Source organism: Arsenicicoccus sp. UBA7492, assembly GCF_002479615.1.
Taxonomy (GTDB): Bacteria; Actinomycetota; Actinomycetes; order Actinomycetales; family Dermatophilaceae; genus Arsenicicoccus; species Arsenicicoccus bolidensis.
Genome location: NZ_DLOE01000049.1, coordinates 49,096 through 71,129, shown reverse-complemented (window position 1 = coordinate 71,129; position 22,034 = coordinate 49,096). Strand labels below are relative to the sequence as shown.

General features: G+C 72.7%; 18 protein-coding genes and 1 pseudogene. 9 read left to right on the top strand and 10 right to left on the bottom strand.

Annotated elements, in window-relative coordinates; translation table 11 throughout:
- Positions 1-30 precede the first annotated feature (30 nt).
- From B4E97_RS15785 to B4E97_RS15775, 3 genes and pseudogenes are all read right to left on the bottom strand, one after another.
- Positions 31-984, bottom strand: a pseudogene (locus B4E97_RS15785) (sensor domain-containing protein); the annotation flags it as partial.
- A gap of 163 nt (positions 985-1,147) precedes the next feature.
- Entirely contained in the window at positions 1,148-1,801 is a 654-nt protein-coding gene (gene deoC, locus B4E97_RS15780; RefSeq protein WP_286960658.1) for a deoxyribose-phosphate aldolase, read from the bottom strand.
- A 276-nt stretch (positions 1,802-2,077) separates the two neighbouring features.
- Entirely contained in the window at positions 2,078-3,574 is a 1,497-nt protein-coding gene (locus B4E97_RS15775) for an NCS2 family permease (RefSeq protein ID WP_286960657.1), read from the bottom strand.
- A 131-nt stretch (positions 3,575-3,705) separates the two neighbouring features.
- Here B4E97_RS15775 and B4E97_RS15770 point away from each other — a divergent pair, with 131 nt between their 5' ends.
- Together B4E97_RS15770 and B4E97_RS15765 are read left to right on the top strand one after the other, a co-directional pair.
- Complete coding sequence (locus B4E97_RS15770; RefSeq protein ID WP_376786243.1) at positions 3,706-4,638, top strand: MFS transporter; 933 nt, start codon at positions 3,706-3,708, stop codon at positions 4,636-4,638.
- Positions 4,635-4,877 carry a DUF2530 domain-containing protein gene (locus tag B4E97_RS15765; protein WP_019284327.1) on the top strand — a complete coding sequence of 81 codons (243 nt, stop codon included), beginning with the start codon at positions 4,635-4,637 and terminating at the stop codon, positions 4,875-4,877. Before B4E97_RS15770 ends, B4E97_RS15765 begins: the two co-directional genes overlap by 4 nt.
- Positions 4,878-5,078: 201 nt before the next feature.
- Here the strand turns inward: B4E97_RS15765 and B4E97_RS19035 are convergent, their stop codons facing one another.
- The 4 genes from B4E97_RS19035 to B4E97_RS15745 form a co-directional block, all read right to left on the bottom strand.
- Positions 5,079-6,320, bottom strand: coding sequence for a DUF3027 domain-containing protein (locus B4E97_RS19035; RefSeq protein WP_349681191.1), 1,242 nt, complete (start codon positions 6,318-6,320; stop codon positions 5,079-5,081).
- A gap of 3 nt (positions 6,321-6,323) precedes the next feature.
- Positions 6,324-6,722 carry a cold-shock protein gene (locus B4E97_RS15755; RefSeq protein WP_239266524.1) on the bottom strand — a complete coding sequence of 133 codons (399 nt, stop codon included), beginning with the start codon at positions 6,720-6,722 and terminating at the stop codon, positions 6,324-6,326.
- A gap of 105 nt (positions 6,723-6,827) precedes the next feature.
- Positions 6,828-7,766: an aldose 1-epimerase family protein gene (locus B4E97_RS15750; RefSeq protein ID WP_286960653.1), complete on the bottom strand. Its 939-nt coding sequence runs from the start codon at positions 7,764-7,766 to the stop codon at positions 6,828-6,830.
- 21 nt (positions 7,767-7,787) lie between these two features.
- On the bottom strand, positions 7,788-9,416 hold the full coding sequence (locus B4E97_RS15745) for an AMP-binding protein (RefSeq protein WP_019284332.1): 1,629 nt from the start codon (positions 9,414-9,416) through the stop codon (positions 7,788-7,790).
- A gap of 200 nt (positions 9,417-9,616) precedes the next feature.
- Between B4E97_RS15745 and B4E97_RS15740 the strand changes: the two genes are divergently transcribed.
- A complete protein-coding gene (locus tag B4E97_RS15740) occupies positions 9,617-11,905 on the top strand; it encodes a helicase-associated domain-containing protein (protein ID WP_286960682.1) in 2,289 nt (762 codons plus the stop codon).
- 49 nt (positions 11,906-11,954) lie between these two features.
- Positions 11,955-13,532, top strand: a complete 1,578-nt coding sequence (locus B4E97_RS15735; RefSeq protein WP_286960652.1) for a carboxyl transferase domain-containing protein — start codon at positions 11,955-11,957, stop codon at positions 13,530-13,532.
- Positions 13,533-13,608: 76 nt separating this feature from the next.
- On the opposite strand, the gene B4E97_RS15730 is transcribed toward B4E97_RS15735, so the two are convergent.
- Positions 13,609-14,541 carry a hydroxymethylglutaryl-CoA lyase gene (locus tag B4E97_RS15730; protein WP_286960679.1) on the bottom strand — a complete coding sequence of 311 codons (933 nt, stop codon included), beginning with the start codon at positions 14,539-14,541 and terminating at the stop codon, positions 13,609-13,611.
- A gap of 151 nt (positions 14,542-14,692) precedes the next feature.
- On the opposite strand from B4E97_RS15730, the gene B4E97_RS15725 reads away from it, so the two are divergent.
- Together B4E97_RS15725 and B4E97_RS15720 are read left to right on the top strand one after the other, a co-directional pair.
- Complete coding sequence (locus tag B4E97_RS15725) at positions 14,693-15,160, top strand: hypothetical protein (RefSeq protein WP_286960651.1); 468 nt, start codon at positions 14,693-14,695, stop codon at positions 15,158-15,160.
- The gene (locus B4E97_RS15720) at positions 15,160-16,797 is read left to right on the top strand and encodes a DNA repair helicase XPB (protein ID WP_286960650.1); all 1,638 of its coding nucleotides are present in this window, start codon (positions 15,160-15,162) and stop codon (positions 16,795-16,797) included. Before B4E97_RS15725 ends, B4E97_RS15720 begins: the two co-directional genes overlap by 1 nt.
- A gap of 168 nt (positions 16,798-16,965) precedes the next feature.
- Here the strand turns inward: B4E97_RS15720 and B4E97_RS15715 are convergent, their stop codons facing one another.
- Together B4E97_RS15715 and B4E97_RS15710 are read right to left on the bottom strand one after the other, a co-directional pair.
- Complete coding sequence (locus tag B4E97_RS15715; RefSeq protein WP_286960648.1) at positions 16,966-17,250, bottom strand: hypothetical protein; 285 nt, start codon at positions 17,248-17,250, stop codon at positions 16,966-16,968.
- A gap of 6 nt (positions 17,251-17,256) precedes the next feature.
- The gene (locus B4E97_RS15710) at positions 17,257-17,895 is read right to left on the bottom strand and encodes a hypothetical protein (protein ID WP_286960646.1); all 639 of its coding nucleotides are present in this window, start codon (positions 17,893-17,895) and stop codon (positions 17,257-17,259) included.
- Between the two features lie 318 nt (positions 17,896-18,213).
- Here B4E97_RS15710 and B4E97_RS15705 point away from each other — a divergent pair, with 318 nt between their 5' ends.
- The 3 genes from B4E97_RS15705 to B4E97_RS15695 are packed head-to-tail and all read left to right on the top strand — an operon-like array spanning position 18,214 to position 21,881.
- Positions 18,214-18,918, top strand: a complete 705-nt coding sequence (locus tag B4E97_RS15705; protein WP_029212484.1) for a response regulator transcription factor — start codon at positions 18,214-18,216, stop codon at positions 18,916-18,918.
- A complete protein-coding gene (locus B4E97_RS15700; protein WP_286960642.1) occupies positions 18,915-20,450 on the top strand; it encodes a sensor histidine kinase in 1,536 nt (511 codons plus the stop codon). The genes B4E97_RS15705 and B4E97_RS15700 overlap by 4 nt, the downstream gene beginning before the upstream one ends.
- 45 nt (positions 20,451-20,495) lie before the next feature.
- A complete protein-coding gene (locus B4E97_RS15695; RefSeq protein ID WP_286960641.1) occupies positions 20,496-21,881 on the top strand; it encodes a S1C family serine protease in 1,386 nt (461 codons plus the stop codon).
- Positions 21,882-22,034 lie beyond the last annotated feature (153 nt).

The window sequence follows — 22,034 nt, the reverse complement described above, 5'->3', positions numbered from 1 at the left end:
CAGGCCGCGGTCGAGCAGGACGGGCGGCGCGATGCCCCGGGTGGCGGCCCGCAGGTCGTCGAGGGCAACGTGCGCCTGCTCGGTGGCCGAGGCGAGCAGGCCGCGAGCGGCCTCGGGGGCGCGGTCCCACTGCCGCTCGGCCCGCGCGAGGTCCATCTGCAGCCGGACGAGCCGCTGCTGCGCGCCGTCGTGGATGTCCCGCTCGAGCCGCTGAAGCGAGCCCAGCTCGCCCTCGCGGGTGTCGGCGAGCTGCCGGCGATGGGCCTGCTCCAGCCGCAAGGTCCGGGTCGGCGCCTCGAGGAGCCAGCCGTTGACGCCGGCCTGGGCACGAGATAGGCCCCGCATCGCGATCGGCGCCAGGGCCAGCAGCATCAGGCCGAGCGCGACGTTGCACAGGGCGTGGGCCCAGTACTCGTCCGGCAGGTTCAGCCACGTGGCCATGCCGTCGCCCAGCTCGCCCTCGGGCAGGTAACACTGCCAGGCGGGATAGGACAGACCGGCCAGGATCGTCACCCACCAGGAGAACGCCACCGACCAGAAGGCGCAGGTGGGTGCCCACGCCAGCAGAGAGAACACCGCGTCGCCCCACCGCTGCCGGTCGCGGAACAGCGAGGTGACCTGGCAGACGACGCCCGGGTCGCGGGGGTGGGCCACCGCGACGGGCTCGGGGAGCCTCGCGCCGAGCAGGGAGCGCTGCAGGGCCCGCTCGACGGCGGCCGTGCCCTGCGCGAGGACGAGCCCGGCGATCACCACTGGCACCCCCACCGCCAGGATCATGGTCGCGCCGCCCACGGCGAGCAGGACGACGATCGGGATGAAGGCGGCGAGATAGAGCGGGAAGCCCACCAGCAGGTAGGCACTGTCGGCGATGAGCCGGGTCGGCGACCAGGTCCAGGTCTGCGAGGTGGACGTGGTGGAGGTGGTGGACGTGGCGGACGTGCTGGGCGACGTCTCGCGGCGAGCAGGTGAGGTGTCTGTCGTCATGTCGTCCACGCTACGAACCCCCTGGTCAGAGCCCCATCCCGCTGCCTGGCGTCCTATGTGTCGGGCTAGCCCGACGTCCGGTTCAGCCGGGCTAGCCCGACGTCCGGCTCAGCCGGGCTGGCCCGACGTCCGGCTCAGTCGGGCTGGCCCGACGTCCGGCTCGCTACTCCGGGAAGCCGTAGAGGACGGCCGCGGTGCCCGACAGGCCGAGGCGCGAGGCCCCCGCCTCGATCATCTCGCGCGCCGCCTCGGCGGTGCGGATGCCGCCGGACGCCTTGACGCCGAGCCGGTCGCCGACGGTCTCGCGCATGATCCGGACGGCGTGCGCCGAGGCGCCACCGCTGGGGTGGAACCCGGTCGACGTCTTGACGTAGTCCGCGCCGGCCGCCTCGGCAGCCTGGCAGGCCCCCACGACCTGCTCGTCGGTCAGGGCTGCGGACTCGATGATGACCTTGAGCACGGCGCCGCGGGTGGCCTCGCGGACGGCGGCGATGTCACGCTCGACCGCGTCGAAGTCTCCCGCCACGGCCGCACCCACGTCGATGACCATGTCCACCTCTGCGGCACCGAGACGCACGGACTCGGCAGCCTCCGCAGCCTTGACCGCGGACGTGTGCTTGCCGCTGGGGAAGCCGCACACCACGGCCACCGCCACGGAGGTCGACAGCGGCAGCATCGACGGCGAGACGCACACGGAGTAGACCCCGAGCCGCTCGCCGTCGGCCACGAGCTCGCGGACGTCGTCGGCGGTGGCCTCGGGCTTGAGCAGGGTGTGGTCCACCATCTGCGCGACCTGGGGGCGAGTCAGCTGCGTCATACGGCTCACCCTAGTGGGAGAGGTGAGCAGGTATGCCGACCCGCCCGCCACCCCGTCTCCGCGCCACCCCATCGGCGCCCACCCCGCTCGTCGCCCACCGCTCACGTCGCCCACCCCGCTCACCGCTCACCGCTCACACGCCATTGGTCACCAATCGCGTCCCGGAGGCGATATGAACGTTCCAAAAGATCAGTGGTGACCAATGGCGCCCGGAGGGGGCGGCGGGGCGGGGCGGAAGCGGAGGGGGCGGCGGCGCGGACCCGGTGAGCGCGGGGCTCAGGCGACGCCGAGGGCCGTCTTGACCGGCGTGATGCAGAAGTAGAGGACGAACAGCGCGGCCACGATCCACAGCAGCGGGTGGATCTCACGGGCCTTGCGGCGGGCGATCTTGACGACGACGTAGGCCACGAAGCCCGCGCCGATGCCGACCGAGATGGAGTAGGAGAAGGGCATCAGGACGATGGTGAGGAAGGCCGGGATGGCGATCTCCATGTCGTCCCAGTCGATGCCGGTGACCTGCTGCATCATCAGGAAGCCCACCACGATCAGCGCCGGGGTCGCGGCCTCGTAGGGAACGACCGCGACCAGCGGTGACAGGAAGGTCGCCAGCAGGAACATGATGCCGGTGACGACGGACGCGAGTCCGGTGCGAGCGCCCTCGCCGACACCCGCGGCCGACTCGATGTAGGACGTGTTGGAGCTGACCGAGCCCATGCCGCCGGCGATGGCGGCGACGGAGTCCACGACCAGGATGCGCTGGGAGCTGGGCGGGTTGCCCTCCTCGTCGAGCAGGCCCGCCTCGCCGCCGATGGCGACCATCGTGCCCATCGTGTCGAAGAAGTCGGCGAGCAGCAGGGTGAAGATCAGCAGCACGGCCGACACGAACCCGATCTTGCTGAACGACCCGAGCAGGTTGAAGTCACCGACCAGCGAGAAGTCCGGGAGGGCGAAGGGGTTCGAGGGGAGGGTGGGGACGTTGAGGCCCCACCCGGTGGGGTTGACGATCTCGCCGCCCGGACCGGTCTGCGAGCCGATGTGCAGCACCGCCTCCAGCACGATCGCGAGCACGGTGGCCCCGGCGATGCCGTAGAGGATGGCGCCCTTCACGTGGTTGACCATCAGCGCGATGATCAGGAACAGCCCGACCACGAAGGTCAGCAGCGGCCACCCGTTGAGGAAGCCGCCGATGCCCAGCTCGACCGGGGTCGGGCCGGCCGGCTTGCGCACGAAGCCCGCGTCGATCAGGCCGATGAGGGTGATGAACAGACCGATGCCGACCGAGATCGCCGTCTTGAGCTGCGCGGGGATCGCGTGCAAGACGGCCTTGCGGAAGCCCGTCAGCACGAGCACCAGGATGATGATGCCCTCGAGGACGATCAGGCCCATCGCGTCGGCCCAGGTCATCTGCGGCATCTGGGCCACGCCGTAGGCCAGGAAGGCGTTGAGCCCCAGCCCCGTCGCGAGGGCCAGCGGGAAGTTGGCCACGACGCCCATGAGGATCGTCATGAGCCCGGCGACCAGCGCGGTGCCGGCGGCCACGAGCATGCGCGCCCGGTCCGGGTCTCCCCCGCCGAGGAAGCCGCCCGTGGAGTCCGGGACGGTGCCGATGATCAGGGGGTTGAGCACCACGATGTAGGCCATCGTGAAGAACGTGACGATCCCGCCGCGCACCTCCTGGCCGACGGACGAGCCACGCTCGGTGATGCGGAAGTAGCGGTCGAGCCCGCTGGCGGGCGGCGCGTTGCGGGGGCGGCGGGAGGGGGCCTGCGTCATGTCCCCGGATCCTACCGGCGGGCCGTATGCCGTCCGCGCCCCCGCCACCAGTCGGTCAGGCACCCGGGTGACGCGGGCCGGGCATGCCTTGCGCGTCAGGCGGCCTCGCCGCACAGTTACCCGCGGGTCACGTGTCGGTGGCGCCGCGCTGGTTCCCGAGGCGCGAGCGCGCGACCGCGATCGGTCTGGTCACCCTCGCCAACCTGGTCGGCACCGCCATCGGGATGGTCCTGCCGACGGCCCTCGTCGACGCGCACGGTCCCGGCGTCATCGGGCCGCTGCAGCTCGGGATCGGTATGGCGGCGCTGGTCGCCGGCATCGCCTATCCCCTGCTCGTGACCGACCGCCCCGCCGGCGTCCCGGTCGACCTCACCGAGCGCGAGCTCGAGACCCACGGGATGCGGCACGCCCTGTCGGTGGGGCCGTTCCGGCGCTACCTGCTGGCGATCTTCATCGGGATGGGCGTCTTCAAGGGGATCACGCAGTGGGTCGCGGACATCGTTGCCCCGCGGGGCTTCTCGGCGACCGACGCCGGCAACGTCGGTGCCGCCATGCTGCTCGGCGGGGTCATCGGGTCGGTCTCGTTGTCGGCCTGGTCGGATCGCCTCGACCGGCGGGTGCCCTTCCTCGTGGCGGGGCTCGCGCTCGCCGCTCCCGCCGTCGTCGGGGTCGCCCTCGCGAGCTCCCTCGCGGGGCTGCTCGGCGCGGCCTTCCTGCTCGGGTTCTGCCTGGTGAGCCTGATGCCGATCGGCATGCAGTATGCCGCCGAGGTCACCTGGCCGACGCCGGAGGGCACGTCCAACGGCCTGGTCCAGCTGTGCGGGCAGGCGGCCGTGGTCTACGTCGCGCTGCTCTACGCGCTGCGCGCCCCGGACGGGAGCTACTGGCCCGGGCTGGTGCTGTCCGCGGTGCTGCTGCTCGGCGGGGCGCTGCGCTTTGCCCGGACCCCGGAGTCGCACGAGCAGCACGCCCGAGCCACCACCTCGTCGATGTCCCCCTCGGGCACGTCCCCGTCGGGCCCGTCCCCCTCGAGCACGGGCCCGGGCGCTAGCCTGCAGGGGTGACCGACCAGCGGCCCCCGATCGACCCGACCACCGTGCCGGCGATGCGCGTGCGCACCGATCGCGTGGTGGCGCTCGGCACCTGGCTGTGGGTCGTGGCCCTGCTCGTCGTGCTGGTCGTGCCGTCGCTGCACCTCGACGGGCGCGCCTGGTGGCCGTGGGCCTGCGTGACGGGGATCGCGCTCGGCGTGCTCGGCCTGGCCTACGTCAGGAGCGGGCGCGGCGCCGACAAGGGCGCCTGACGGCGACGCGCCGGAGTCCGCCCAGCGCTCGGGCGTCGCCCGGGTGCACAACTGCTGCACATCGGCCGAGGCGCTTGCCGAGTTCCGTTGTGCCGCAACAGACCCTCTCGCGAGGTCGCTTCGATGTGCAGCACTTGGTTGCGGGGAAGAGACCCTGCGACCCACGTGCGGCCGGGGTGACGGCCCGTGTCGCGGGTCTGCTCAGGCGTCGCCGGCGAGCTCGGCCACCCGCTGGGCGGCGGCGTCGGTCGCCGGGTCGGTGCGCGGCGTCGCCGGACCCGCGGGGGCGCCGGCGGCGCGACGCGACCCGCGCCGACCACGGCGAGGGGCGGGGGCCTTGACCTCGGGCTCGAGCTCCGGCTCCGGCTCCGGCTCCGGAACACCGTCGGCGGCGGCCGCCGACGCTGTGGCCTCGCTCGCGACCTCGGGCTCGGGCTCGGGGTCGGGGGCGGGCGACTCCGCGGCCCCGGGCTCGGCGGCGGGGGGCTCGGCGTCGGGTAGCGACGCCGTCTCCAGAGCGCTGCTGGCGCTCTCGGACGAGTCGGTCTCGGGAGCGGCCTGCGCTTCCGGCTGCACCTCGGCTGCGCTGTCACCGGCAACGTCGGTGCTCGACGCGACGTCGGAGGCGGTCGGCGCCTCGTCCGTGCTCGTGGCGCTCTCGGCGCTCTCGGCGCTCTCGGCCAGCGTCAGCTCGACGGCCGGCGCGACCTCGAGGTCCACCGCCAGGTCGTCGACCACGGGCGGGTCGAGCGGGCGGGGGTCGTTGGTCGGCATGTCGACCTCGCTGTGCGCGCCGCAGCCGTGGTCGAGGGCGACGACGCGGCCGTCCGACGGTGACCACGCGTTGGCGCACACCCCGAAGGACCGGCGCAGCGCACCGGCCATCGGCAGGAAGTAGCCGCAGGACGAGCAGCGCTCGGGTGCCTTGACGGCGACCTCGGCGGTGGGGCCGTTGTCGCCGTCGTACCAGCGCTGGGCGGCGTCCTCGCGGCCCTCGGCGGACAGCACGCGCTTGCGGCCGAGACCCAGCTCCCACTGGGCCATCCGGTCGACGTCCTCGTCCCCGGTCGCCTCGAAGCCGTACTCGAGGTTGGGGTCCTCCTCGACGTACGGGTTGATGTCGCCGGGGCCGAGGTCGCCGGGGGCGATGCGCTCGGCATACGGCAGCCAGGCCGGGGAGACGATGCTGGTGTCGCTGGGCAGCAGGTGCGTCTCGGAGACGGTGACGTGCTTGGACCGGGAGACGCGGGTGACGGTGACGGACCACCGCCAGTCGGGGTATCCCGCTGACAGGCAGGCGAACTGGTGCGTGGCCACCCGCTCGCCGTCCATGACGACGGCCAGGTGGTCGCCCACGGCCCCCGCCTCGGCGATGCTCTCGGCGGCGGCGCGCGCGAGGTCGACCGCCGCGGTCAGCGTCGTGTCGGGCTTGATGGTGGCCATCGGTCAGCTCCCGTCGAAGTTGTCGGCGATGGCCCGCAGGGCGGCGGCGAGCTTGGTGGACCCGGCCGCGTCGGGGTAGCGCCCCTTGCGCAGCTGCATCGAGACGCCGTCGAGGAGCTTGATGGTGTCCTCCACGATCTCGATCATCTCGTCGGCGGGCTTGCGCTTCTTCTCGTGGAGCTTGCGCGTCACCGAGGGGGCCTGGTCGAGGATCGTGAGCGACAGGGCCTGGGCCCCGCGCCGGCCGTCCATGATCCCGAACTCCACGCGGGTGCCGGGCTTGAGGGTGGTCGTCCCCTCGGGCAGGGCGTTGGCGTGGACGAAGACGTCTCCGCCCTCGTCGTCGGCCAGGAAGCCGAAGCCCTTGTCCGTGTCGTACCACTTGACCTTGCCCGTTGGCACTGGTCCACCTCGTGTCGATCTCGTCGTGGGCCGGCCCGTGTGCGGGGTCGGCGTCAGGGCACGTGGAGCTCTCGGAGCACGTGCCCTGCCCACCAGGCTAACGGTTCAGCGAGGCGTCAGGCCCCACGAGGCCGACCACGCGCGGCCCGGACCGAGCCGGACGACGTCCTCGCCGGTGCGGAACGCGTCGGGCGCCGCCGTGAGGGGCTCGACCGCCAGGCCGCTCGTGCGCGCGTAGCCCTCGGGGAGGTCGTGCCCGGTGTAGACCTGCGTCCAGGGGAACGCGTCGGCGTCGGCCCACAGGGTCGTGCTGCGGCCGCCGTGGGCGATGGTGATGCGCCACCGGCCGTCGTCGTCCGCGGTGAGGCCGGTCATCGCGGTGTCGAGGTCGCGGTCGCCGACGACGGCGTCGCGCAGGTCCTGGGGCGTGCCCTCGACGGGACGCAGGCTGGCAGCCACGGTGTCGTCGGCCAGGAGGAGCCGGTCGGGGTCCACGGCGACGTATGACGCAGCGGGGCACCGGATCTCGAGGTCGTCCACCCGGTCCTCCCCCACCGTCAGGTAGGGGTGCGCCCCCACGCCGAGCGGCGCGGTGGCGTCGCCGACGTTGGTGACGGTGGGCGTGACGGTCAGGCCGTCGTCGTCGAGGCGGTAGTCGAGCCGCAGGTCCAGGGTCCAGTCCCAGCCCTGCTGCGGGTGCAGGCGTGCGCGCATGGTCACCCGGTCGTCCTCCACGCGGACGGGCGACCACGGCAGCCACTGCACCAGGCCGTGCAGCGCGTTGTGCCGGGCGGGCTCGGACAGGGCGAGCTGCCGCTCGGTGCCGTCGAAGGTGTAGTGCCCGTCGCGGATGCGGTTGACCCACGGGATCAGCACGGTCCCCCGCGCATGCAGGGCCGGCGCGTCCTGCGGCGACCCGACGATCACGGGCCGTCCGGCATACGTGTAGGACCGCAGGGTCGCTCCCACCTCGGTGACCACGGCCTCGTGCTCGCCGTGCCGGATGGTCCACTGCTCGCCGCTCGGCAGAACCTGCTCGCTCATGCCCGCCACCCTAGGCGCCGATCAGCCCTGCTCGATGAGCTCGGTCGCCCGGTCCCGCATCTCGACCTTGCGGATCTTGCCGGTCACCGTCATCGGGAAGCTGTCGGTGATGTGCACGTAGCGCGGGATCTTGTAGTGCGCGAGCTGTCCGGTGCAGAACTCGCGGACGCCGTCCACGGTCAGCGCGGGCACGCCCTCGCGCATGATGATCCAGGCCATGAGCTCCTCGCCGAACTTCTTGTCGGGGACGCCGATCACCTGCACGTCCGCGATGTCGGGGTGGGTGTAGAGGAACTCCTCGATCTCGCGGGGATAGACGTTCTCGCCGCCGCGGATGACCATGTCCTTGATCCGGCCCACGATGGCGCAGTAGCCGTCCTCGTCCATCGTCGCGAGGTCGCCCGTGTGCATCCAGCGGGCGGCGTCGATCGCCTCGGCGGTCTTGTCCGGCTGTCCCCAGTAGCCCAGCATCACCGAGTAGCCGCGGGTGCACAGCTCGCCCGTCTCGCCGCGCGGCACGGTGCGACCCGTTGCGGGGTCGACGATCTTGACCTCGAGGTGCGGCATGACGCGGCCGACCGTCTCGGTGCGGCGGCGCAGGTCGTCCTCGGTGCGCGTGGAGGTGGAGACCGGCGAGGTCTCGGTCATGCCGTAGTTGATGGCGACCTCGGCCATGTTCATCCGGTCGATGACCTTCTTCATGACCTCCACCGGGCAGGGCGAGCCGGCCATGATCCCCGTGCGCAGCGTCGACAGGTCGTAGCGGTCGACGTCCGGCAGCCCGAGCTCGGCGATGAACATCGTGGGGACGCCGTAGAGGCTGGTGCAGCCCTCCTGGGACACCGCCTCCAGGGTCGCGACCGGGTCGAAGGTCGGCGCCGGGATGACCATCGCCGCGCCGTGGGAGGTGCACGCCAGGTTGCCCATGACCATGCCGAAGCAGTGGTAGAAGGGCACCGGGATGCAGACCACGTCCTGCTCGGTGTAGCGGATCATCTCGCCGACGAAGAAGCCGTTGTTCAGGATGTTGTGGTGGGACAGGGTCGCGCCCTTCGGGAAGCCCGTGGTGCCCGACGTGTACTGGATGTTGATCGGGTCGTCGGCGGACAGCTCGGCCATCCGCGCGTCGAGGTCCTCGTCTCCGACGGCGGCACCCCCGGCCCGCAGGTCCTCCCACGACTGCTCGCCGAGGTAGGCGACGCGCTCCAGGTCCGGGCAGTCGTGCCGGATGGACTCGAGCATCTGCTGGTAGGTCGAGGTCTTGTAGGACACCGCGCTCACGACCATGCGCATGCCGGACTGCTTGACGACGTACTCGAGCTCGTGGGCGCGATAGGCCGGGTTGATGTTGACGAGCACCACGCCGGCCTTGGCGGTGGCGTACTGCACGATCGTCCACTCCGGGCAGCTCGGCGACCAGATGCCCACGCGGTCCCCGTGCCCGAGCCCTGCGGCGATCAGGCCCTTGGCGACCTCGTCGACGGCGGCGTCCAGCTCGGCATACGTCCACCGCCGCCCGCTGGGCACGTCCACGAGGGCCAGCCGGTCACCGACCCGCGCGACCGTGCGCTCGAGGTTGTGCCCGATGGTCTCGCCGAGGAGCGGGGTGTCGGAGATGCCGGAGGTGTACGAGAGCGTCGTTGCCGTCATGGCTCGCAGTCTCGTGCGCCGCGCCGGTGGCGGCAAGGGATGGCGCGCCGAACGGTGCGCGGCGCGCTACCAGCGGTCTACCTCAGGTGGGCACATCGGCCCGACCTCGACGACAGACCCGCCCCCGGCGGACTCATCGACCGGCCCTCGTTCCCCAGGTCGATGTACCTGCCCGCGGCAGGTCTTAACGTTGGACGGTGATGCCCCGCCTCGACGCGCCCCGCGCCCGCAGCCTCGCCGACGACCTCCGTGGCCGCTCGGACGACGAGCTCGTCGCGTTGCTCGTGGCGCGCCCCGACCTTGCCCGTCCGGCGCCGACCGACATCACCGCCCTCGCCGCCCGCTCCGGCACCCGCGCCTCGACCCAGCGCGCGCTCGAGGGCCTGGACACCGCGCACCTGCAGGTCCTCGAGGCCCTGCTCGCCACCGGCTCCCCCGCCGACGTCGACCAGGCGGCCACCTGGCTGGGGACCGACCGCGGCTCCGGCTCCCTGGTCGAGATCCTGTCCCGTCTCGAGTCCCTCGCTCTCGTATGGCGATCCGCCGACCGCATCACCGTCGCCCGCACGGTGGCGGAGCTGCTCGGACCGCGTCCCGGAGGCCTCGGCCCCTCCCTCGCGACGCTGCGCGGCACCACGCGGGACGCCCTCGCCACGCCCGCCGCGCTGGACGCGGTGCTGGCCGAGGCGCCGGAGGCTGCTCGTGCCGTCCTCGACCGCCTCACGTGGTCCAGCGGCGTCGTGGCGCGGCAGCCGGGCGGCCGGCCGAGCGGTGCGGCCGGGCAGGCGCTCGACTGGCTGACCGAGCGCGGCCTGCTGCACCCCCACGGCGAGGGCGAGCTGGTGCTGCCGCGCGAGGTCGCCCTGCACCTGCGCGGCGGGCGGCTGCTGCAGGACGTCGCGCTGCACCCCCCGCAGGTCGCCCTCACGACCCGCTCGGCCACCGTCGTCGACCTCGCCGCCGGTGGGGCGGCAGGCGAGCTGCTGGGTCTCGTCGACGAGACGGCGACCCGGTGGGGCGAACGCCCGCCGCGCGTCCTGCGCGCCGGCGGGCTGGCCGTCCGCGACCTGCGCGCCCTGGCGTCGACGCTGGACCTGCCGGTCGAGCGGGCGGCGTTCGTCGTGGAGGTGGCGCACGCCGCCGGGCTGCTCGCCGACGACGGCGCGCTCGACCCGGTGTGGGCGCCGACGCCGGCCTACGACGACTGGCTGCAGCAGTCGCCGCCCGCCCGCTGGGCCGTGCTGGCCGACGCGTGGCTGCGCTCGACCCGTGCCGCGCACCTCGTGGGTTCGCCTGCGGAGCGCGGAGGTTCGCCGATCAACGCCCTCTCGCCCGACGCCCACTGGCCGCCGGTCCGCGGGCTCCGCCAAGACGTCCTCGCCGACCTCGCCCAGCTGCCGGCCTGGTCCGCGCCCACCGTCGACGGGCTCGTCGAGCGGATGCGCTGGCGCCGGCCGCTGCGTCGGGTCGCCGACCTCGAGCAGGTCGTCGAGGCGGTCGTCCGCGAGGCCGAGTGGCTCGGCGTCACGGGCCGGGGTGCCCTGGGCGCCGCGGGGCGCACCCTCGTGGCCTCCACCCCTCCCGACGTCGGCTCGGCGGCCGAGGCCATGCACGCCCACCTGCCGGCCCCCGTCGAGGAGATCCTGCTGCAGGCCGACCTCACCGCGGTCGCTCCCGGCCGCGTCGAGGGCGCGCTGGCCCGGCTGCTGCGCCTCGCCGCAGACGTCGAGTCGCGGGGCGGGGCCACCGTCCACCGCTTCACCGAGGCGTCCGTGCGCCGGGCCCTCGACGCCGGCTGGACCGCCGAGCAGCTCCTCGACGCCCTCGCCGAAGCGAGCTCCACGCCGGTGCCCCAGCCGCTCACCTATCTCGTCAACGACGTCACCCGGCGCCACGGCCAGCTCCGGGTGGCGGCGGCGGCGTCATACGTGCGCAGCGAGGACCCCGTGACCCTCGACGCGATCCTGGCCGCCCCGGCCCTCGCCCCGCTGGGCCTGCGTCGCATCGCCCCGACGGTGCTCGTCAGCCCGGTCAGCGGCGACGTCCTGCTCGCGACCCTGCGCGACCACGGCCTCGCGCCCGCCGCGGAGACCGCCGACGGCGTCGTCGCGGTCCCCGCCGGGTCGGCCCGCCGGACACCTCCTCGTCGGCGCCCACCGGCCTCGACCCTCACCAGCGTCGTCGACCGCCCGTATGCCGAGAACCTGGTCGCCCTGCTCCGCGCAGGGCGGGCCGGGGTCGACGCACGGGCCGACGGCGACCCGTCGCAGGGCGGCACGGACCCTGCGGTGGTGCTGGGCGTCCTGCGCGAGGCCGTCGCCGACCGCCGTCCCGTGCGGCTCAGCCACGTGGGGCCCGACGGTGGCGCCACGACGCTGCTCTTCCACCCGCGGCGGGTGGAGGGTGGGCGCGTCTACGGCACCGCGGGGACGAGCAACGTCGAGAGGATTCTCACGCTCCACCGCATCACGGGTGTGTCCGAGGCCTGACCTGGCTATCGTCGCGGGCGCGCACCCCTCCTCCCCCGAAGGAGCTTCCATGACGCCGCAGCGCCCCGGGGCCCTCGAGCTGATCGACCTCGTTGTCGAGCCCGGCAGCTTCGTCTCGTGGGACACCCCGCCCGACCGCGCCGGGATCTCCTCCGAGTACGCCGCCGAGCTCGACGCCGCGACCGAGCGCAGCGGGGTCGACGAGGCGGTGCTCACCGGCCGCGGACTGATCGACGGGCTCCCGGTGGCGGTCGTCGTGGGCGAGTTCCGGTTCCTCGGGGGCTCGATCGGCGCGGCCACAGCGGCCCGGATCACGGCGGCCGTGCGGCGAGCGACCGCCGAGCGGCTGCCGCTCGTGGCCGCGCCCGCCTCGGGCGGCACCCGCATGCAGGAGGGCACGCCGGCGTTCGTCGAGATGGTGACGATCTCGCGGGCCATCGTCGACCACAAGGCCGCGGCCCTGCCCTACCTCGTCTACCTGCGGCACCCCACCACCGGCGGCGTCTTCGCCTCGTGGGGGTCGCTGGGCCACGTGACCGTCGCCGAGCCCGGTGCGCTGGTCGGCTTCCTCGGGCCCAAGGTCCACGAGGCGCTCAACGGTGAACCGTTCCCCGCGGGCGTGCAGCTCGCCGAGAACCTCGTCGACAAGGGCGTGATCGACGCGGTCGTCCCGTCCGAGGAGCTCGCGACCGTCGCCGCGCGGGTGCTGCGCCTGCTGCCCCCCCACCGCCGCGACGACGCGGCCGCGACCCCCGAGACCCCCGAGACCCCCGAGACCCCCGAGACCCCCGAGACCCCCGCGACCCCCGCGACCCCCGCGACCCCCGCGACCCCCGAGATCGTGAGCGTCTCCTCCAAGAATGTTGGACGAGACGCTCACGATCCTGGTGGGGAGGGGCGGGCCTGGCCTGCGCCGACGGAGTCCAGGCAGGTCTGGGCGTCCGTCGAGATCACTCGCTCACCTCGTCGTCCGGGCGTCCGAGAGCTCCTCCGGTATGCCGCGGACGAGGTCCTCCCGCTCTCCGGGACCGGCGAGGGGCAGCACGACGCCGGGCTCATGCTCGCGCTGGCGTCGTTCGGCGGAGATCCCTGCGTCCTCGTGGGGCAGGACCGCCGCAACCAGGCCAAGCAGTCGATGGGGCCCGCCGCCCTGCGCTCCGCCCGACGTGGCATGCGCCTCGCCCAGGAGCTGGGGCTCCCCCTCGTCTCGGTCATCGACACCCCCGGCGCCGACCTGTCGGTCACGGCGGAGGAGGGCGCGCTGGCCGGCGAGATCGCCCGCTGCATCGCCGACATGACCCAGCTGACGGTGCCCAGCGTGGCGCTCCTGCTCGGGCAGGGCTGCGGCGGTGGGGCTCTCGCGATGCTGCCCGCGCGTCGGGTCGTGGTGGCCGAGCACGGCTGGCTGTCACCGCTGCCACCGGAGGGCGCCTCGGTCATCGTCCACGGCACCCCGGACCACGCCCCCGAGATGACCCTGCGTCAGCGCATCTCCGCGCCCCAGCTCGTCGAGGCAGGGATCGCCCACCGGATCGTCCCCGAGACGGTGCCGGCCGACCAGGACCCGCGAGCGTTCTGCCGAGCCATGGCAGAGGCCCTCACGATCGAGCTGGCCACCCAGAGCTAGCTCCGGCCAAGGCCCGCAGCGACGACTCCTGCCCTCTCGCCGAGGCCGGGACCGGGGATGCGGGGCGCAGGTCGGGTCAGCCGCCCGACAGCGCCGTGACCACGCGAGACGGCGAGGGGCGGCCCAGCTGCTCGGCCATCCAGACGGACGTGGTGACCAACGCCTCGAGGTCGACGCCGGTCTCGACGCCCATCCCGTGGAGCGCCCACACGAGGTCCTCGGTGGCGAGGTTGCCGGTCGCCGACTCGGCATACGGGCAGCCCCCGAGCCCACCGGCCGAAGCGTCGATCGTCCGCACCCCGAGCCGGATCGCCTCGAGCGAGTTCGCGAGCGCCTGGCCGTAGGTGTCGTGGAAGTGCACCGCGATCCGATCCGACCCGATCCCGCGCTCCCCCAGAGCATCGAGGAGCCGCCGCACGTGCCCGGTCGTGGCCACGCCGATAGTGTCGCCGAGCGAGAGCTGGTCGGCGCCGAGGTCGATCATGCGGGCGCACACGTCGACGACCTGGTCGATCGGCACGTCGCCCTCCCAGGGGTCGCCGAAGCACATCGACACGTAGGCCCGCAGCCACAACCCCTCGTCCTTGGCGCGCTTGGAGACGGGCTCGAACATCGTGAACTGGTCGAGCACCGTGGAGTTGAGGTTCTTGGCCGCGAAGGTCTCGGTGGCGGACCCGAAGATCGCCACCGAGGACACCCCCAGGTCGAGCGCCCGGTCCAGCCCCCGCTCGTTGGGCACCAGGACGGGCCGCTGGGTGCCGAGCGCGTCCGCCCCGAGCGCGCTCACGAGGTCGGCGGCGTCGGCCAGCTGGGGCACCCACCGCGGCGACACGAAGCTCGTGATCTCGACGGTCTCGAGCCCGGCGGCGAGCATCCGCCGCACGAACTCCGCCTTGACGTCGACGGGGACGATCGACTTCTCGTTCTGCAACCCGTCGCGCGCACCCACCTCGTAGATCGTCACGCGGTCCGGCGCACCGGTCATCGGCTCGTGCTGGGGCTGGCGCATCTCGCTCCTTAGCGTCGGCGTCGACGTCCTCGTGCCCGGCGCCGTCATGTCGCCGTCGAGCATCCAGCCCCATCCTGCCCCACCCCGCTAGCCTCCTGGGAAGCAACCAGCGCCACGTGGGGTTGACGTCACAACCGACCGAGGAGCACCGATGAGCACGCAGCCGCCCGCCGACGACCAGACACCGCGCTCGTATGCCGAGGGTGGTCACCCCGCTCAGCCCGGCTACGGCCAGCAGGGGTACGAGCAGGGATACGGCCAGCCCGCCTACGGTCGTCCGGCCTACGGGCAGCCGGCATACGGCTCTCCCTCCCCCGGCGCCCCGGTCAACGCCATCGTCCTCACGGTGGTCAGCGTGCTCGCGGTGCTGTCGACGGCCTTCATCGTCGGACTGCCCAGCGCGATCCTCGGGATCATCGGTCTCGCCCAGCACGGCAACGACCCGCGGCGCGCCAACCGGTTGGCCAACATCGGGTGGATCGTGCTGGTGCTCAACGTGGTTCTCGGCGTGGTCCTGCTGATCGCCGGTGTCGCGGGCTTCCTGTGGTTCGTGGAGCAGGCGGACCTGCCGTCGATGACCCCCTCGCCGGCCCTGACCTCGACCCCGGCCGCCGTCTGATGCCCGACGGTCCCCTGATCGTCCAGAGCGACAAGACCCTCCTGCTCGAGGTCGACCACCCGGGGGCCGAGGCTGCCCGCCGGGCGATCGCGCCGTTCGCCGAGCTGGAGCGCGCCCCCGAGCACGTGCACACCTATCGCGTCACACCCCTCGGCCTGTGGAACGCCCGCGCCGCCGGCCACGACGCGGAGCAGGTCGTCGACGCCCTCCTCACCCACAGCCGGTATGCCGTCCCCCAGGCCCTGCTCGTCGACGTCGCCGACACGATGGACCGCTACGGCCGGCTGACGCTCGCCAAGGACCCCGACCACGGCCTGGTGATGCGCACGACCGACCGCGCCGTCCTCGCGGAGGTGCTGCGGCACAAGCGGATCCGCCCTCTGCTGGGTGACGCCGTGGACGACGACACCGTGGTGGTGCACCCCTCGGAGCGGGGCCACCTCAAGCAGGAGCTGCTCAAGGTCGGCTGGCCCGCCGAGGACCTCGCGGGCTACGTCGACGGCGAGGCGCACCCGATCGACCTCGACGAGAGCGACTGGGCGCTGCGCCCCTACCAGCAGCAGGCGATCGACGGCTTCTGGGACGGCGGGTCCGGGGTCGTGGTCCTCCCGTGCGGGGCGGGCAAGACCCTCGTCGGGGCCGGCGCCATGGCGCGTGCCCGGGCCACCACGCTGATCCTGGTGACCAACACCGTGTCCGCGCGGCAGTGGCGGGACGAGCTGGTCCGCCGCACGTCGCTGACCGAGGACGAGATCGGCGAGTACTCCGGCGCCCGCAAGGAGATCCGCCCCGTCACGATCGCGACCTACCAGGTGCTCACGACGAAGCGGAAGGGCATCTTTCCCCACCTCGAGCTGCTCGACGCCCGGGACTGGGGGCTGATCCTGTATGACGAGGTGCACCTCCTCCCGGCCCCGATCTTTCGCATGACGGCCGACCTGCAGGCGCGCCGACGGCTGGGGCTGACCGCGACCCTCGTGCGCGAGGACGGCCGCGAGTCCGACGTCTTCTCGCTCATCGGCCCCAAGCGCTACGACGCTCCCTGGAAGGACATCGAGGCGCAGGGCTGGATCGCCCCGGCCGACTGCGTGGAGGTGCGGGTCACCATGCCCGACGCGGACCGGATGGCGTACGCCGTGGCGGAGCCGGACGAGCGCTATCGCCTGTCGTCGTGCGCCGACGCCAAGGACGCGGTGGTGGAGCGCCTGGTGGCGCGGCACGCGGGCGAGCCCACGCTGGTCATCGGGCAGTACCTCGACCAGCTCGAGACGCTCGCCGCTCGCCTGGACGCCCCCATCATCACCGGCTCGACCACGGTCAAGGAGCGGCAGCGGCTGTTCCAGGCCTTCCGCACCGGGGAGATCTCGCTGCTCGTGGTGTCCAAGGTCGCGAACTTCTCGATCGACCTGCCCGAGGCCTCCGTCGCGATCCAGGTGTCGGGCACGTTCGGGTCGCGTCAGGAGGAGGCCCAGCGCCTCGGCCGGCTGCTGCGCCCCAAGGGCGACGGGCGCACGGCGCACTTCTACACGGTCGTCACGCGCGACACGGTCGACGCCGACTTCGCGGCGCACCGTCAGCGCTTCCTCGCCGAGCAGGGCTATGCCTACACGATCGTCGACGCCGGCGACCTCCCCTGACCCGTCCGACCTGACCCCACCCCACCCGCACGTCCGCATCCGCCGTCCCCCGTCCCCGCCACACTTCCGCACGCGCCGTCCCCGTCCCAGTCCCCGTCCAAGGGACGCAGATGTCGCGTTCCACGGCGTGCCGGACGCCTTTGCGTCCCCTCGATGCGCGGTCAGACGTCACCACGGCATCACCAGCGGCGAGGAGTCGACCGTTCGCACCAGCCGTCCCCCCACCGGGGCGCGGACAGGGACCATCGACGTGCGGAACTCCTCCACCGTCTCGTGCCGCCGGTCCGGCATCAGGTCGTCCGACGTCACGCGCAGCCTGCGATGCCCGAGCAGCAGCGCCCGCCGATCCGCCCTGCGGTCACCGCGCCAGCGTCCGCGCTGCGTGCGGTGACCGTCGCCGTCGAACTCACCGCCCAGCGCGAACTCCTCCCAGTAGAGGTCGAACCGGCACACCGTCGCTCAGTCCGCGTCCACCAGCCGGACCTGCTGCTCCGGCTCTGGCAGACCAGCCTGCGCCAGGAGGAGCCTGAGGTCGGTCTCGCGCGGGGACTCCGCGCCGTGCCTCGTGTCGCGCAGGGCCCCACGCAAGCGGCTCGCTCCTCGCCGACCGAGGGAGGCCAGCGCCACCAGGGAGCCGGCCGTTCCGCCGAGGTGGAGGTAGCCGTCGCACAGCCGGACGAGGTCCTCGTGCGTGGCGAGCGGGTCCGTCAGCACGTCTGCGACAGCCCAGATCCCGGCGACCAGGGGGATCCCACTCACGTCCACGACCCTGCGGCGCTCCAGACCCTTGCGCGACACGATCCCCTCACGCCGCACGCGCCCCGCGGCGGTCGGCACGCAGACGTGCACGGGGTCCCCCGGCTGCCACGGCCTCCGGTCGGGGAGCCCCAGGAGCTCGACCGCCGACCAGCCGCACACGGCCCAGGGACGCCGAATCACGGCACCGGCCTGGGCGATCGCCTCGTCGAGCGTGGTGGGGAGGTCAGCGGCCCAGAGACCGTGGTGGGTCCGCACGAGCCCGGACGCGGTGAGGGTCGCTCTCGTGACGCCTGATCGGCGGGCCTCGGCCGACGTCAGGTGGCGGGGCAGCTCGTCCATGGCGCGAGCATGCACTCGTCGTCACCATCACGGATGGGCACGCTCGCCCCCTGTGGACGGAGGCGGCGGGAGCGCGTCAGCCTGTGGACAAGCACCGTATGACGCTGCTCCCGCCAGCCGTGTGGCCTCAACACCCAGGTCGAGGGGACGCATCTGTGGCGTTCCACGGCGTGTCGCGCTCATCTGCGACCCCTCGATGGGATCGCGCCACACGCCCGTCCGGAGTCGCAACGATCGAGGCTGGGGCGGGCGGCATACGGCCTGGTGGTCCAGCGGTCTCCCAGGAACCTTCCAGCGTGAGCGGTCAGACTTGACGGCGTGACCACTACGCCCGAAGCCAGACTGCTGGTCGTCGAGGACCAGCCCAACATTCGTGAGCTCCTCGCGACCAGCCTGCGATTCGCGGGATTCGAGGTGTACACCGCCGGTGATGGCGGGGGCGCTCTGGTCCTCGCGGAGGAGCACGAGCCCGACCTGGTCGTCCTGGACGTGATGCTGCCCGACATGAGCGGCTTCACCGTCACGACCAAGCTGCGCGAGGCCGGCCGCCACGTGCCCATCGTCTTCCTCACCGCGCGCGACGCGGTGGACGACCGGGTCAAGGGGCTGACGATCGGCGGCGACGACTACATCACCAAGCCGTTCAGCCTCGAGGAGGTCGTCGCCCGCATCCGCGCCGTCCTGCGTCGCACCCGGCAGGACGAGCCCGAGGACGGCACGATCCGGTTCCACGACCTGGAGCTCAACGAGGACTCGCACGAGGTCCGCCGCGCCGGCAAGGTCATCGACTGCTCCCCCACCGAGTTCAAGCTGCTGCGCTACCTGATCCTCAACCCCAACCGGGTGCTGTCCAAGGCGCAGATCCTCGACCACGTCTGGGACTACGACTTCCGCGGCGAGGCCGGGATCGTCGAGTCCTACATCTCCTACCTGCGCCGCAAGGTCGACTCGATCGAGCCGCCGCTGATCCACACCAAGCGCGGCGTCGGCTACGTCCTGCGGCTGCCTCCCGAGATCTCGTGAGCCATCCAGCCGGACGGGTGTTGCTGCGGCCCCAGACCACCGTGGGCCTCGCGGTCCACCGGTGGCTGCAGCGGATGCCGCTCACCCACCGGCTGGTCCTGATCCTGGTGGTGCTCATGGCCGGTGCGCTGACGCTGACGACGAGCGCGACGACCTGGCTGCTGGAGCGTCAGCTCCTGCAGCGCACCGACCAGGAGCTGCGGCTCAGCGCCGGGGCGCTCGGCGCCAGCGCCCTCGGCGCGATCGCCAACGAGCAGGAGCTCGACAACTTCCCGACCAACTACGCCGTCGTGTTCTTCCCCAACGGGTCCAGCAAACCCATCCCCTTCCAGCCGCAGACCGAGGCGGAGCACCCCGACATCCCTCGCCTCGCGATGGACTCCCCCGAGGTCGTGACCCACCAGATCTTCGAGGTGCGGTCCAAGGACGGCAACCAGCGGTGGCGCGTGATCGCGGACAAGATCGACGGCGACTCCGGGACCTATGCCGTCGCCGTGTCGATGCGCGGGGTCGAGAAGACCACGAGCCAGGTGATGATCTTCTCGCTGCTCATCGGGCTGGCGGCGGTCACGGCGCTGATGATCGCGGGGTGGTTCGCGATCCGTCGCGCCTTCCGCCCGCTGCGCCAGATCGAGGACACCGCCAAGGCCATCGCTGGCGGGGACCTGACCCGGCGCGTGCCGGCCCGGTCCGCGGACGACGAGGTCGGCAGCCTGTCGGACTCCCTCAACGTCATGCTCAGCCACATCGAGCGGTCCTTCCAGCGCGTCGAGGCCAGCGAGACCCGCATGCGGCAGTTCGTGGCCGACGCCTCGCACGAGCTGCGGACACCGTTGGCCGCCGTGCGGGGGTATGCCGAGCTCTACCGCCAGGGCGCGGTGACCCAGCCCGAGCACGTGCGGCAGGTGTTCCAGCGGATCGAGGACGAGTCCACGCGCATGGGCGCCCTGGTCGAGGACCTCCTGTCGCTGGCCCGCCTGGACGAGCAGCGACCCATGGAGTTCACCTCGGTCGACCTCACGGTGGTCCTCGCGGACGCCGCCCAGGACGCCCGCGCCCTGGCGCCGGACCGCGACATCCAGATGGTCGGCCTGCACGGCCCCATCGAGGCCAACCCCGTGCGCGGCGACGAGTCCAAGCTGCGGCAGCTCGTGACCAACCTCGTCGGCAACGCGATCAACCACACCCCCGCCGGCACGCCGATCGAGCTGGCCGTCGGCCACGGCGACGGCGACGGCGACGGGCAGGATGGCGACGCGTGGACCACCATCGAGATCCGCGACCACGGACCGGGGATCGACCCCGAGCTGTCGGACAGGGTGTTCGAACGGTTCTTCCGCAACGACCCGTCCCGTGGCCGCACCGACCATCCTGGTGGCACCGGGCTCGGACTCGCGATCGTGGCCGCCATCACCGGTGCCCACCACGGAGATGTCACGATCGTCCCCACGCCCGGCGGCGGCGCGACCTTCCGGGTCCGCCTCCCCACCGATCCACAGCAACCCCACAGCGACGCACCAGCATCGGCCTAGGTCGATGGACCACCCTTCGAGACCTCAGGCCCCCGAGGAGTCACGATGAACGATCAGCACCAGCCCGGCTCGCCGTCCCCGACGCAGGGCGACCCGCAGCACACGCAGGAGATCCCGCGCCACAGCTCCACCCAGGAGATCCCCCGCGTCGTCGACCCGGGGTCGTCGAACCCCTACGCCGCGCCCGGTCAGCCGGGATCGCCGGCGGCGCCGGGAGGCGGCGGGCCGGCATACGGCCAGGGCGGCGTCGCGGGACCGACGGCCCCTCGGCGTCGTCGGTCCGGCTGGTGGCAGGTGCCGACGGCAGCCGTCGCGGCGGCCGCGCTGGCGAGCGGGGGGACGTACGCGTTGTTCGCGGGCCGTGACGGGCAGAGCACGACGAGCGTGTCCCGCACGGCGCCCACCACCAACCCGGCCCGCAACACGCAGGCCCCTCTCAACCAGGGTGGCACCAACGCCCCCGACTGGAAGGCCACGGCCCAGGCCGTCTCCCCCAGCGTCGTGTCGATCTCGGTGCAGAGCGGCAGCAGCGGTGGCGAGGGCTCGGGCGTGATCCTCGACGACCAGGGTCACATCGTGACCAACAACCACGTCGTCGGCGAGATCGGGTCGGGCGCCCAGATCGTCGTGACCCTCGACGACCAGCGCGCCTACCAGGCCAAGGTCGTCGGGCTCGACCCGTCGACCGACCTCGCCGTCATCAAGCTGCAGGGCGACGTCAAGGGCCTCAAGCCCATCGCGATCGGCAACTCCGACCAGATCGCCGTGGGCGCGCCCGTCATGGCCGTCGGCAACCCGCTCGGCCTGTCCGGCACCGTCACGACCGGCATCGTCAGCGCCCTCAACCGCCCGGTGTCGACCGACCAGTCCTCGCAGGGGCAGCAGGACGGTGGCCTGTTCGGGCAGCAGGCAGCCGACCCGGTGGTCACCAACGCGATCCAGACCTCGGCCCCCATCAACCCCGGCAACTCCGGCGGCGCCCTGGTCAACGCCGACGGCCAGCTCATCGGGATCAACTCCTCCATCGCCTCGATGGGGTCGTCCACGGGCGGTCAGGCCGGGTCGATCGGCATCGGCTTCGCCATACCGGTCAACGAGGTCAACTCCATCACCGACCAGCTGATCAAGAACGGCAAGGCGCAGCACGCGTTCATGGGCGTCTCGTCCAAGCCGGCCATGGTCAAGGACGGCGGCGGGCAGCGCGTGGCCGCCGTCATCGCCAACGTCGTCTCGGGGTCGCCCGCCGACAAGGCCGGACTCAAGACCCAGGACGCGATCATCGCGATCGACGACGAGCCCGTGACGGGGTCGCTGGCGCTGGTGGCCCAGGTGCGCGAGCGCACGGTCGGCGACACGGCCAAGGTGACCTATCTGCGGGGCGGCGAGCGGCGCGAGGTGCAGATCACGTTCGCCGAGAAGTCCTCCCAGTGACCTACCTCAGGTCGTCACGTCCGCCCGGCTTCGCACGCCAGGCCGATGTGACGACCTGAGGTAGGCACATCGGCCGGGGTTGGACGCGGGGTTGGACGCGCCTGGGCTAGGGTGGCGCGTCCCCCTCACGCCCACCCCGGAAGGTGCTGCCGT

Excerpts from the sequence above, each read along its gene's own strand:
- deoC (WP_286960658.1), bottom strand. The coding sequence starts at position 1,801 with ATGACGCAGCTGACTCGCCCCCAGGTCGCGCAGATGGTGGACCACACC.
- B4E97_RS15775 (WP_286960657.1), bottom strand. The coding sequence starts at position 3,574 with ATGACGCAGGCCCCCTCCCGCCGCCCCCGCAACGCGCCGCCCGCCAGC.
- B4E97_RS19035 (WP_349681191.1), bottom strand. The coding sequence starts at position 6,320 with ATGGCCACCATCAAGCCCGACACGACGCTGACCGCGGCGGTCGACCTC.
- B4E97_RS15750 (WP_286960653.1), bottom strand. The coding sequence starts at position 7,766 with ATGAGCGAGCAGGTTCTGCCGAGCGGCGAGCAGTGGACCATCCGGCAC.
- B4E97_RS15745 (WP_019284332.1), bottom strand. The coding sequence starts at position 9,416 with ATGACGGCAACGACGCTCTCGTACACCTCCGGCATCTCCGACACCCCG.
- B4E97_RS15740 (WP_286960682.1), top strand. The coding sequence starts at position 9,617 with ATGCCCCGCCTCGACGCGCCCCGCGCCCGCAGCCTCGCCGACGACCTC.
- B4E97_RS15735 (WP_286960652.1), top strand. The coding sequence starts at position 11,955 with ATGACGCCGCAGCGCCCCGGGGCCCTCGAGCTGATCGACCTCGTTGTC.
- B4E97_RS15730 (WP_286960679.1), bottom strand. The coding sequence starts at position 14,541 with ATGCGCCAGCCCCAGCACGAGCCGATGACCGGTGCGCCGGACCGCGTG.
- B4E97_RS15725 (WP_286960651.1), top strand. The coding sequence starts at position 14,693 with ATGAGCACGCAGCCGCCCGCCGACGACCAGACACCGCGCTCGTATGCC.
- B4E97_RS15720 (WP_286960650.1), top strand. The coding sequence starts at position 15,160 with ATGCCCGACGGTCCCCTGATCGTCCAGAGCGACAAGACCCTCCTGCTC.
- B4E97_RS15710 (WP_286960646.1), bottom strand. The coding sequence starts at position 17,895 with ATGGACGAGCTGCCCCGCCACCTGACGTCGGCCGAGGCCCGCCGATCA.
- B4E97_RS15695 (WP_286960641.1), top strand. The coding sequence starts at position 20,496 with ATGAACGATCAGCACCAGCCCGGCTCGCCGTCCCCGACGCAGGGCGAC.